Consider the following 11,502-nt stretch of genomic DNA (forward strand, 5'->3'; position numbering starts at 1 on the left):
GCACCCGGATAAGGTGATCAACTCCTGTAGTGACAGAGGACGAAGTTGAGGAAGATGCTGTTTTCAATCTCACAGTCTGGTTGGCAGCTGATCGCAGTCGCGGCAACGGTGTTCTTCGTGATCGGTTTGCGGGCGCTGATCCCCACGGGGGCAGGCCTCCCGGACGAAGTGCGGAGCGCCGTCGAGCAGCGGAACAAGGCGGGCAGGTGGGTGCTCTACGTGATGGCTCCCCTGCTCGCCACCGCCGTCCTGGCCACGAGCCTGGGTCGGCCCGGTGCGGCGCTGCCGATCCTGTTCCTGTACAGCATCGCGCTCGCCTCCGTCCCGGTCGCCGTGCTCCCGTTCCGAAGCTGGATGCCCAAGTACTACATCGCCCAGCATGAGAACCCGGGCGCCGAACTCAAGCCCGGCGGACTCATGATGGCTTGGTGCGTCGGTGTGCCGACGGTCGCAGTCCTGGCGTCCGTCATCGCGTTGATGACGACGGAGTACGGCATGCAGGCCAACTGAGCCCCACGGCGTGCTTTCCTGGTGGTACGACGAAGACCTTGGACAAGCCTCGTCGTCCCAGTTCAGAAGGCACTTTCGCGTTCCCGACCACGATTCGGTCCAGCCCCAGCTGAAACGCGCAGGCTAACCCTGTCCCTGCTACCGGCGGTCCCCACCGCGATGACCGGTCCGCCGATCTCTCGGCGTGCCGTCCGGGCGCCGTTCATTCTCGCGACAGCACCGCCTCCTCCAGGTCGAGTTCGTGCATCACCCGCCGCAGGACCTCGTCGTCGAGCTCCCCGTCCCGGCACAGTTGCACGAAGACGCCGCGCTCGGCGGCGAGCATCTCCCGGCGCAGCCGCCGGTACGCGGCGGTCGGCGGCTCCGCCTCCACCCCTACCCCGTCCGCCCGCAGCCGCTCCCAGGCGGTGGAACAGCGGTGCTCGGCCAACTCTCGGAGCCTGTCAAGCACATGCCCGGGCGGCGCCTCCCTGCCGCTGGTGACCAGCTCCTCCATCCGGGCCCAGGCCGTCCGGGCCGCGGTCTCCTGCGCCACCGCCTCCGCGAGGTCGTCCTGGTGCGCCTGTCGCTCGTCGCGCAGACCGAGCCGGCGGACGACGGCGGGGAAACCGAGGCCCTGGACCAGCAGGGTGGACAGGACGACGGAGAAGGCGAGGAAGAGGACGAGGTCCCGCCGGGGCATCGACGGCGGGACGGCGAAGGCGGCGGCGAGCGAGACCACTCCGCGGGTGCCGGCCCAGCAGATCGCGGCGGGGAACCGCCAAGGCGGCGAAGGATCGCGTTTCCTGAGCCGCGCCGACAGGCGACGGGGTAGGTACGTCGCCGGGAAGACCCAGGCGATCCGTGCCAGCAGCAGGGTGGCGAAGACGGTGCCGGCGTACCAGCCCAGAGCGAGCGGGTCGGTGGTGTGGAGGGAGTGCAGCACCGGTCGCAGCTGAAGGCCGATCAGCGCGAAGGAGACCGCCTCCAACAGGCAGCCGGAGAGTTTCCAGGTCGCCCTCTCCTGCAGCCGGGACTCGTGCGAGGCCCCGGTGGCGTGGTGGCCGAGGTACAGCCCGGCGGCGAGCACCGCCAGGACGCCCGAGGCGTGAATGGACTCGGCGATCGCGTAGGCCCCGAACGGCACGAGCAGGGACACCGCGTTCTCCGAGACGGCGTCGGACAGCCAGCAGCGCAGCCGGCGGACGGGCGGCGCGAGGAGCAGGCCGACCGCAACCCCGCCGAGGGAGGCGAACACGAACTCGCCGGCGCCTTCGAGGACGGTGGTGGTACCGCCCAGGGCGATCGCGATGGTCAGCCGGAAGACCGCCATGCCGGTGGCGTCGTTGACGATGCTCTCCGCCACCAGGATGGTGACGATCCGGCGCGGCAGTCCCAGCCGCCGGGCGATGGACACCGCGGCGACCGCGTCGGTGGGCGCGAGGATCGCGCCGAGGACGAAGGCCACGGCCCATGGCATGCCGGGGATCACCGCATGGGCCACCAGGCCGACGACGAGCGTGGTGAACAGGACCAGGCCGACCGAGAGCAGGCCGATCGGGCGCGCGTTGGCCCGGAGGTTCAGGAAGGAGCTCTCCACGGCGTCGGAGTACACCAACGGCGGGACGAACACGAGCAGGGCGAGTTCGGGATCGAGGTGGTAATCCGGCATGCCGGGAAGGAAGGAGACCAGCAGCCCGACGACGACCAGGGCGATCGGCGCCGAGACTCCGGCGCGGCGAGCCATGGCGGACACCAGGGTCGCACCGACGACCAGGAGCAGGACTTCAGCCATCCTGGCCTCCTGCCGCCTCCGGGCGCAACCAGAGTGCGCCGAGCGGCGGGAGCACGATCGCGGCGCTGGCGGGGTGGCCCTGCCAGACGAGTTCCTCGGCCCGTACGCCGCCGAGGTTGCCCACGCCGCTGCCGCCGTAGCAGCAGGCGTCGGTGTTGAGCACCTCGCGCCAGCCGCCGGGCCGGGGGAAGGCGAGCCGGAAGGGCCTGCGGACGACCGGCGAGAAGTTGTACACGCAGACCAGCGGTTCGCCGGCGGCATCGTGGCGGACGAAGGAGAGGACGTTCTCCGCCGCGGCGTCGGGGTCGATCCAGCGGAAGCCGTCGGGCCCGCTGTCCCGTTCCCAGAGCTCCGCCGTCCCGCGGTACAGCCGGTTCAGGTCGCGGACCAGGTCGCGGACCCCGCGGTGGCCGCCGGCCTCTTCCAGGAGGGCCCAGTCGAGCGAGCCGTCGTGCCACCACTCGGCAGGCTGGGCGAACTCCTGGCCCATGAAGAGAAGCTTCTTGCCCGGGTGGGCCCACAGGAAGGCCAGGTAGGCGCGCAGGTCCGCGAACCGCTGCCAGCGGTCACCGGGCATCTTCCCGAGCAGCGAGCCCTTTCCGTACACCACTTCGTCGTGGCTGATCGGCAGCAGGTAGTTCTCCGCGTGGGCGTACATCATCGGGAAGGTCATGTTGGTGTGGTGGTGCCGCCGGTGCACCGGGTCCTGGCGCAGGTAGGCCAGGGTGTCGTGCATCCAGCCCATGTTCCACTTCAGGCCGAAGCCGAGGCCACCGGCGTCGGTGGGGCGGGTGACGCCGTCCCAGGCGGTGGACTCCTCGGCGATGGTGACCACGCCGGGGCAGCGGCGGTAGACGGTGGCGTTGAGCTCCTGGAGGAAGGAGATGGCGTCCAGGTTCTCCCGGCCGCCATGGGCGTTGGGCAGCCACTGGCCGTCCGGGCGGGAGTAGTCGAGGTAGAGCATGGAGGCCACCGCGTCGACCCGCAGGCCGTCCACGTGGAACTCCTCGCACCAGTAGAGCGCGTTGGCGACGAGGAAATTGCGCACCTCGGGGCGGCCGTAGTCGAAGACCAGCGTCCCCCAGTCGGGGTGCTCGCCCCGGCGGGGGTCCGGGTGCTCGTAGAGCGGTGTGCCGTCGAACCGCGCCAGCGCCCAGTCGTCCCTGGGGAAGTGGGCGGGCACCCAGTCGACGATCACGCCGATGCCGTGCCGGTGCAGGGTGTCGACCAGGTACCGGAAGTCGTCCGGGGTACCGAAGCGGGCGGTCGGGGCGTAGTAGGAGGAAACCTGGTAGCCCCAGGAGCCGCCGAAGGGATGCTCGGCGACGGGCAGGAACTCGACGTGGGTGAAGCCCAGGTCCTTGACGTACGCGGACAGCTCGTCGGCCAGCTGCCGGTACGTCAGACCAGGGCGCCAGGAGCCGAGGTGGACTTCGTAGATACTCATCGGCGCCTCGTGCGCCGCAGGGGCGGTACGGCCGGCCATCCAGGCGTCGTCTGTCCAGCGGTGGCGGGACGAGTGGATCCGTGACGCCGTCCCGGGCGGGCACTCGGCGGCGAAGGCGAACGGGTCCGCCTTCTGCCGCCACGTGTTGTCCGGGCCGAGGATCTCGTACTTGTAGAGGTCGCCCTCGCCCGCCCCCGGGGCGAAGAGCTCCCACACCCCGGAGCGCCGCCGCATCTCGTGCCCGCGGCCGTCCCAGCCGTTGAAGTCGCCGATCACCCGCACCCCTCGGGCGTTGGGTGCCCACACGGCGAACGAGGTGCCCCCGGCGCTGGGGTGGGCCCCCAACACCTGCCAGAGCTGCTCGTGCCGTCCCTCACCGATCAGGTGGAGGTGGAGGTCGAGCTCTCCGATGGCCGGGCCAGCAACGGTCACGGCGCCTTCCTCGTCAGCGGGCGGATCGTGAAGATGTGCGCGACCTGGTCCGTGTGCGGGTCGAGCCGTATGTAGTTCTCGCGCTCCCAGCGGTACGAGGCGCCGCTCAGCTCGTCGCGGACGTCGAAGGCGGCGTCCGGCGCCAGGCCGAGCTCGGGCAGGTCGAGGGAGACGATGCCCTCCTGGGGCCGGTGCGGGTCGAGGTTGAGCACGACCAGCACCGTGTCCGCGCCCAGCCGCTTGGAGAAGGTCACGACCGACCGGTTGTCGCAGGAGTGGAAGCGCAGGTTGCGCAGGTGGTGCAGGGCGGGGTGCTCCTCACGGATCCGGTTGAGCGCGGTGATCAGCGGAGTGAGCGGCGCGGCCGACCAGTCCCGCGGCCGGTACTGGTACTTCTCGGAGTTGGCGTACTCCTCGCTGCGCGGCCCGGTGGCCTCCGCCTCGCAGAGCTCGTAGCCGGCGTAGACGCCCCAGGAGGGGCCGGCCGTCGCGGCCAGCACCGCTCGGACCGAGAAGGCCGCCCGACCGCCCTGCTGGAGGTAACCGGACAGGATGTCAGGGGTGTTGACGAAGAGGTTGGGCCTCAGGTACGCCGCCGACTCCTCACCGCCGAGGCCGGCCAGCTCGCCCAGGTACGTCTCCACCTCCTCGCGGGTGTTGCGCCAGGTGAAGTAGGTGTAGGACTGGTGGAAGCCGATCCGGGCCAGCGTGTGCAGCATCGCCGGGCGGGTGAACGCCTCGGCGAGGAAGAGCACGTCCGGGTCGGTGGCGTGGACGTCGGCGAGCAGCCGCTCCCAGAACCCCACCGGCTTGGTGTGCGGGTTGTCCACCCGGAAGATCCGCACGCCCAGGGCCATCCAGTGGCGGAGCACCCGCAGGCACGCGGCGTGGACACCGTCCGGGTCGGCGTCGAAGTCGATCGGGTGGATGTCCTGGTACTTCTTGGGCGGGTTCTCCGCGTACGCGATGCTGCCGTCCGCGCGGTGCCGGAACCACTCCGGATGCTCGCGCACCCAGGGGTGCTCCGGTGAGCACTGCAGCGCGAAGTCGAGGGCGACCTCCAGCCCGAGACCGTGTGCCGTGCGGACGAAGTGGCGGAAGTCCTCCTCGGTGCCCAGGTCCGGGTGCACGGTGTCGTGGCCGCCGGCCGGTGAGCCGATCGCCCAGGGTGAGCCGGGGTCGTGCGGGCCGGCGGCCAGTGTGTTGCCCGGGCCCTTGCGGTGACTGGTGCCGACCGGGTGGACGGGCGGCAGGTACACCACGTGGAAGCCCATCGCGGCGATCGCGGGGAGCCGCCGCGCGGCCGTGCGGAAGGTGCCCGAGCTGGGCGGCCGTTTGCCGGCCGGGTCGAGGACGGCGCCCTCGGAGCGGGGGAAGAACTCGTACCAGGAGCCGTACAGTGCGCGCTCGCGCTCCACGCGGATCGGAAACTCCGGCCCTGTGGTGAGGAGTTCACGCAGTGGACTGGCTTCCTGCGGTTCGGCGGCGAGCGCCTCCGCCAGCCGCTCGTGCGCCGGGCGGGTGGTGTCCCGGACGGCCGCCGCCGCCCACGCGAGGAGGGTCTGCGCGGGGGTGCCGACGGCGAGCGGTCCGAGTGCAGCCCGGGCCAGCAGACGGGCGCCCTCCTCCAGGGTCAGGTCGACGTCGGTGCCGGCCGCGACCTTCACCGGGGCCTCGTGCCGCCAGGTGGCCAGCGGGTCGCTCCAGGCCTCGACCCGGAAGGTCCACTCCCCCAGCTGGTCGAGCACCACCTTCGCCACGTACAGGTCGGTGCCGCGCACCCTCTCGGCCATCGGAATCCCGGGGCGCTCCCTTCCGTCCGGTCCGGTGAGCACCACCTGGGCCCCGAGCGCCCCGTGACCCTCGCGGAAGACCGTCGCGGAGATCTCGAATGGCTCTCCCGGCACGGCCCGGGCGGGCCGGCGGCCCTGATCGACCGTGGGCCGTACGTCGGTGATCGGGATGCGTCCGACAGAGGAGGGGAGTTGGTGCGGGCGCAGCTCCTTGGAGAGCATGCTCAGCTCGATCGTCATCGGCTCAGGACCTTCCCTTCGCGGATACGTAGACGTCATGGACCTGTTGGGCGACCGCCGCCCAGGAGAAGTGCTCCGCCGCGCGGCGGCGTCCGGATCGGCCCATCCGGCGGGCGCGCTCAGGGTCCGCCAGCAGCTCGTTGATCCGCAGTGCGAGGTTCTCGGCGAACACCTCGTCGTCCGCGAGCGGCACCAGCAGTCCGGTCTCCCCGTCGGTGACCACCTCCGGGATACCGCCCACGGCGGTGGCGACCACCGGGGTCTCGCAGGCCATCGCTTCCAGGTTGACGATGCCCATCGGCTCGTACACCGAGGGGCAGGCGAACACGTCGGCGCGGGACAGTAGTTGGCGCACAGCCACGCGGGTCATCGGCTCCTCGACGTGCACCAGGTCGACTCCGCGCTCCCGGACCTCCCGGGCCAGCGTGGCGAACTCCGCGGCGATCTCGGCGCTGTCGGGCGTGCTCACGCACATCACCAGCTGGGTACCGGGGGCTAGGTGCGGCGCCGCGCGCAGCAGGTGGAGCAGGCCCTTCTGGCGGGTCAGACGGGCCACGCAGGCGACGGTGGGCCGGTCGGTGCGGATACCCAGCCGGGTCAGCTCGCCGGTGGCGGACACCGGGGCGAACTCGTCGGTGTCGATGCCGTTGTGGATCACCACCACCCGGCCGGCGTCGAGCTCCGGGTAGCAGCGCAGTACGTCGTCCCTCATCGCACCGGAGACGGCGATCACCCGGTCCGCGCCGAGTAGGGCCGTCCGCTCGCAGAACGAGGAGAGCGCGTAGCCGCCGCCGAGCTGCTCGGCCTTCCAGGGGCGCAGCGGTTCCAGGCTGTGCGCGGTGACCACGTGCGGGAGCCCGTACAGCAGCTTGGCGACGTGGCCGGCCAGGTTGGCGTACCAGGTGTGGCTGTGCACCAGGTCGGACCCGCGGGCGGCCGCGGCCATGGCCAGGTCCACGCCCATCGCCTGCAGCGCCGCGTTGGCGCCGGCCAGCTCGCGGGGCGGCCGGTGGCCCAGGACGTCGGGCGACTGCCGCGGCCCGTCGAAGCAGTGGACCCGGAGGTCGACGGACTTCCCGAGCTGCCCGGCCAGTTGCTCGACGTGCACGCCCGCGCCGCCGTAGACGTACGGCGGGTACTCGCGGCTGAACAGGTCGACGCGCATCACGCCGCCCTTCCGTTCGAGGGCTGCCCGCCCAGCCAGTGCAGCAGGTCCTTCAGGCCGGAGAGACTGGCGCCGGCCGGTATGCAGGCCTCGCTTCTGATGTCGAGCCGGGGGAATACGTTCACCCCGCGCAGATGCGCCCCGGCGCGGACCCGCACCTCGTCACCCAGCGCGCAGAACTCCTCCAGCACCACCGGCCGTTCGAGCGTGGAACGGATGTCGACCATCGCGCCGAGGAAGGCGTCGGAGATCCGCGCGCCGGGCCCGATGATGCTGTGGTCGCCGCAGGCGACGCCGCGCAGCGAGCTGCCCTCGCCGAGGTCCACCCCGTCGCCGATGTCGGATTCGGCGAGGACCACGCCTGGGCCGATCTCCACGTCCCGGCCGATCCGCACGTTCGGCCCGATCAGGACGGTGCCGTCGGCGACCTTCTCCGCCAGCGTGCGGCCGGTGGTCTCGTCCTTCAGGTGCAGGCTGCTCTCGTGGATCCGGGCGCCGGCGAACGGGTTGACCGGCGGGTCGATCCGGCCGCTGAGCACCGGGTACTCGTCGCGGAGCACCTCCCGCAGGGTGGTCAGGTAGTCCCGGGGGCTGCCCAGGTCGCCGAACTTGGCGATGGGGTAGGAGGCGACCCGGTGGCCTTGGCCGACCAGGTACGGCAGCAGGTCGCCGCCCCAGTCCAGGCTGCGGCGGGCGAGCGCGGAGAGGGCCGGCTCGCGGGCGATCATCCGCAGCCGGTCGCAGTCGACCAGGTACATTCCGGCGTTGGTCTCGACCTCGCCGCCGATCAGCCGGGTGGTGTCCAGGTCCGGCTTCTCCAGGAAGCCCGCCACCCGGCCGTTCCCGCCGCGCAGCACCACCCCGTACTTGCCCGCCGCCTCCTGCGCCGGGCGGAGCACGGAGGCGAGGGTGACCACGGCGTCGTTCTGCCGGTGGGCGCGGATCATCCCCGCGAGGTCGAAGTCGAAGACCGAGTCGGAGGGGAAGACCAGCGCGAGGCCGCCGAGGTCCCAGTACTCCAGGCAGCGCAGAGTGGCCTCTCCGGAGCCGGTGTTGCTGCTGTCGAAGCGGGTCCGGGAGTACCGGACGGACACCCCGAGCTGCTCTCCGTGCTCCAGGATGGCCTTGGTCTGGGCGCGGTTCTCGCCGCCGTTGGCCGCCACGAAGAACCGGTCGACGCCTTGGCTCTGCAGGATCTCGACCGCCCACTCGATCAGGCTGCGGCCGGCCAGGCACATCGCGGCCTTGCTGCGCAGGTAGTCCGAGGAGTTCAGGGTCAGCGGCCGGGCCCGCACCCCCTGGCCTCCGACCAGGGCGATCGCGGACAGGCTCTCCATCGTTGCCGTCACCTCCGGCGTACCAGGGAAGGAATGATCTTGCGGAAACGTTCCATCAGCGGGTGATCGGGGTGGGCGTCGGCGAACAACCGGGCGCCGGCGACCTTGGCCAGCTCGGGCGTGTAGGGGAGCACGGTCTCCGCCGCCGATCCGTACGCCGCCTCGGCTCGCTCCCGGGACGCCTCCTCGGCCACGCCCGGCGGGACCATGTTGACCACCAGGGCCCGGCGCGGGCAGCTGAGCTGGTTGGCGAACTCGATGGTCTCGCCCGCACCGGTGAGGTCGAGCCGGCAGGACCTGGTCACCACGACCAGGGTGTCGGCACTGGCCACGGCGGTCACCGTCTCGTTGTTGATGCCCGCGTGTGTGTCCAGCAACAGGACGTCGAGGCGCAGCGCCTCGACGAGGCGGTCGAAGCCCTCACGGAGCAACCCGACGTCGTACCCCTGGGCGATGATCTCGTGGATCCCGGAGGCCTCGGCCCGGGCGGGCACCAGGAAGAGCTCGCCGCCGGGCGCCGTGGGCAGTGGCACCGCCGCGTCCTCGACCTCGCACCGGCCGATCAGGTAGTCGGCGAGAGTGTGTCCCGGCGCTTCGGCGTTGCCGAACAGCACGTGCGCCGCGGGTGACTGGATGTCGGTGTCCACCAGGGCCACCCGGTGCCCCTCGTCGGCCGTCAGCCTGGCGAGGTTGGCCGCGATGGTGGACCGCCCGGTGCCTCCTCGGTGCGAGTGCATTGCGATGATCTGTGCCATCTGTTCCCGTCCGATCGTCCTCGTGGTCCACGTGCGCCGTGCGCGTGCGCCGCCTGAGGCTGGTCAGCCAAGTACGGCCGTCCGGTGGACGGCCATCATGGTGATGTCGTCGTGCTGTTCGGCGGTGCCGCTGTGCTCGCGGAGCGCCGACTCCATCCGCTCCAGCAGCGCCCTGCCCGACGGCGCGGGCTCGCGCAACAGCTCCAGGACGCGCTCGTCGCCGAAGAACTCGCCCCCCGCGTTGCGCGCCTCGGGTACGCCGTCGGTGTAGACGAACAACGTGTCCCCCGGCCGGAGCTGCGCGTAGCCCAGCGCGAAGGCGCAGTCGGGGATGACGCCGACAGCCGGCCCGGTGGGCTCCAGCGGTGTCGGCTCGCCACCCTCCCGGGGGACCAGCATCGGCGGGTTGTGGCCGCCGTTGATGTAGACCAGGCTGCCGGTGGCCGGGTCCAGGACGCTGAAGAACATCGTCGCGAAGTAGCCCTGGCCGCTGTGGTTGCGGGTGAGGTAGCCGTTGGTCCCCACGACCGCGTTCATCAGCGGGGTGGCACCGACGACCGGAATCACATGCGCCGGGTCGGCCGCGCCCGGTGGCGAGTGCTGGGCGGTCATCAGACTCTGCAGGCCGCTGTGCTCGGCCGTGTGGCGCAGCAGACTGCGGATCAGGGCCATGAAGAGCGCGGCCCCGACACCCTTGTCGCAGACGTCGGCCACCACCAGGGCCAGCCTGCGCCGGTTGACCAGCTCGAACACGTCGTAGAAGTCGCCGGCCACCTTGCGGGCGGGCTGGAAGCGCACATCGAGATCCCAGCCGTCAGGCGTCGGCAGGCCCTCGGGCAGGAAGCCCTCCTGGATCTCCCGGCCGATCTTCAGCTCCCGTTCGTAGCTGAGCAGTTCCGCCTGTGCCTCGACCTCTTCCATGGAGCGGCCCAGCCTGGCCCGCTCGTAGCAGCTGCGCAGCCGGGCCCGCACCAGCGGCGGGAGGAACGGCGGGACGAGATAGTCGTGGCCGAGCCTGACGTGCTGCTCGATGTCGGCGAACCCGCTCTCTGCGTAGACCACCACGATCGGGGTCGGGCCGTTCTCGGCGAGCCTTCGGCTGAGCTCCCGCACGGAGCGCGGCGGCATCGCCGCCGGTGCCAGCAGGACCTCGGCGGACAGCCGGCCGTCGAGGGTCTCGTCCGGGGTGCGCACCTCGGCGGCCACGTCCTCGCTCGCGAGGGCGGCCAGCAGGTCCGGGGGCGGATTGCGCTCCTGGTCCACCAGGAGCGCTGTCACAGAGGGCATGTCGGCCTCATTCGGGTCGGGGGCGGTGTCGCCGGATCACGAGGGTGGAGGTGTTGTGACCGTCGGCGTAGCGGTGGCTGAAGTCGTCCAGCGAGGTGAGGGCGAGGTGGATCCCCAGCTCTCCGATGGGCCGCTGCGCGAGCGGGACATCGGGCTGGGGCGGCCGGCAGCCCGCGCTGGGATCGAAGGGCGGTGCGTCGTCCTCCATCCGGATCCAGACGGTCTCCTCATCCACCCCGCCCGCGAGCCGTAACTCCCCCTCGGCGCCCCGGTAGCCGTGCATCACCACGTTGGTGGCGAGCTCGTCGGCGGCCAGGCGCAGCCGGTATGCGGCCTCGGTGGAGAGCCCCGCCCGTGCGGCGAGGTCCCGGCAGAAGTGCGCGACGTCCTCGAGGGAGGTCAGCGCGGCAGAGATGCGCAGCGCGTTCATCCGCGTGGCCCGTCCGCTCTCACTCGTCGACGAGCGTGACGCTGCGGTCGAAGCCGGCCTGCCGGATGGTCCGGGCCACCGGGGCGCTGGGGCCGGCCACGGTGATCCGGACGTCGTCGCCCATCTTCTGCCGGGCGAAGACCAGGGAGCGCAGGCCGGCGCTGGCCATGTAGGTCAACTCCTTGGCCTGGATGACGACATGGGTGACACCCGCGGCGGCCGCCTGCTCGATGGTGTCGTGGAAGGCGGGCGCGCTGGCGGCGTCCAGCTCGCCGACCAGGCTGATGGTCGCGGTGTCGGTGGACGTGGTGACCGAGACGGTGAGGGCCATG

10 protein-coding genes are annotated in these 11,502 nt (G+C 71.5%); 1 reads left to right on the top strand and 9 read right to left on the bottom strand.

Features of this window, described 5'->3' with window-relative positions:
• Positions 1–54: 54 nt before the first annotated feature.
• A complete protein-coding gene (locus tag ACZ5WK_RS32080; RefSeq protein ID WP_465552685.1) occupies positions 55–510 on the top strand; it encodes a hypothetical protein in 456 nt (151 codons plus the stop codon).
• A 202-nt stretch (positions 511–712) separates the two neighbouring features.
• Here the strand turns inward: ACZ5WK_RS32080 and ACZ5WK_RS32085 are convergent, their stop codons facing one another.
• The 9 genes from ACZ5WK_RS32085 to ACZ5WK_RS32125 form a co-directional block, all read right to left on the bottom strand.
• Positions 713–2,284: a Na+/H+ antiporter gene (locus ACZ5WK_RS32085; RefSeq protein WP_465552687.1), complete on the bottom strand. Its 1,572-nt coding sequence runs from the start codon at positions 2,282–2,284 to the stop codon at positions 713–715.
• Positions 2,277–4,163: a 1,4-alpha-glucan branching protein GlgB gene (gene glgB / locus ACZ5WK_RS32090; RefSeq protein WP_465552689.1), complete on the bottom strand. Its 1,887-nt coding sequence runs from the start codon at positions 4,161–4,163 to the stop codon at positions 2,277–2,279. Before glgB ends, ACZ5WK_RS32085 begins: the two co-directional genes overlap by 8 nt.
• Positions 4,160–6,196, bottom strand: coding sequence for an alpha-1,4-glucan--maltose-1-phosphate maltosyltransferase (locus ACZ5WK_RS32095; RefSeq protein ID WP_465552691.1), 2,037 nt, complete (start codon positions 6,194–6,196; stop codon positions 4,160–4,162). Before ACZ5WK_RS32095 ends, glgB begins: the two co-directional genes overlap by 4 nt.
• Before the next feature lie 4 nt (positions 6,197–6,200).
• Positions 6,201–7,361, bottom strand: coding sequence for a glycogen synthase (gene glgA, locus ACZ5WK_RS32100; RefSeq protein WP_465552693.1), 1,161 nt, complete (start codon positions 7,359–7,361; stop codon positions 6,201–6,203).
• Positions 7,361–8,698, bottom strand: coding sequence for a nucleotidyltransferase family protein (locus tag ACZ5WK_RS32105; RefSeq protein WP_465552695.1), 1,338 nt, complete (start codon positions 8,696–8,698; stop codon positions 7,361–7,363). Before ACZ5WK_RS32105 ends, glgA begins: the two co-directional genes overlap by 1 nt.
• Positions 8,699–8,706: 8 nt before the next feature.
• A complete protein-coding gene (locus ACZ5WK_RS32110) occupies positions 8,707–9,453 on the bottom strand; it encodes a MinD/ParA family ATP-binding protein (protein WP_465552697.1) in 747 nt (248 codons plus the stop codon).
• 63 nt (positions 9,454–9,516) lie between these two features.
• Positions 9,517–10,740 carry a PP2C family protein-serine/threonine phosphatase gene (locus ACZ5WK_RS32115; RefSeq protein ID WP_465552699.1) on the bottom strand — a complete coding sequence of 408 codons (1,224 nt, stop codon included), beginning with the start codon at positions 10,738–10,740 and terminating at the stop codon, positions 9,517–9,519.
• 7 nt (positions 10,741–10,747) lie between these two features.
• Positions 10,748–11,170 carry an ATP-binding protein gene (locus tag ACZ5WK_RS32120; protein ID WP_465552701.1) on the bottom strand — a complete coding sequence of 141 codons (423 nt, stop codon included), beginning with the start codon at positions 11,168–11,170 and terminating at the stop codon, positions 10,748–10,750.
• A gap of 19 nt (positions 11,171–11,189) precedes the next feature.
• Entirely contained in the window at positions 11,190–11,501 is a 312-nt protein-coding gene (locus ACZ5WK_RS32125; protein ID WP_465552703.1) for an STAS domain-containing protein, read from the bottom strand.
• Position 11,502: the final 1 nt, after the last annotated feature.

The sequence above is a fragment of the Kitasatospora sp. NPDC032757 genome, from assembly GCF_055579305.1.